The 250-nt window shown below is 62.4% G+C and carries 1 protein-coding gene; it reads left to right on the forward strand.

Annotated elements, in window-relative coordinates:
- Positions 1-93: 93 nt before the first annotated feature.
- On the forward strand, positions 94-250 hold a 157-nt coding region (locus AAEY79_RS15865; RefSeq protein WP_352289614.1), incomplete at its 3' end, for an ACT domain-containing protein.

The following is a 250-nucleotide window of genomic DNA, read 5'->3' on the forward strand; positions in this document are numbered from 1 at the left end:
CTCCTAGCCCTTGGCGACGCTTTTCGCTACCCTTGATCCTTTGATCGATACCGCCCACACGGCATCGACCGCTCATCGCTTTAGGAAGGCTGCATGTCCACCCCCACAGTTCGCGAACAATTCCTTGTTATCAGTGCCCTCGGCGCCAACCCCATGGAGCTGACCAACGTGCTGTGCCGCGCCAGCCATGAGAACCGCTGCGCCGTCGTGACCTCCCGCCTCACCCGCCATGGCGAGTGCAGTGCGCTGG

Source organism: Psychrobacter sp. GW64-MNA-CIBAN-0177, from assembly GCF_040309585.1.
GTDB classification, from domain to species: domain Bacteria; phylum Pseudomonadota; class Gammaproteobacteria; order Pseudomonadales; family Moraxellaceae; genus Psychrobacter; species Psychrobacter okhotskensis.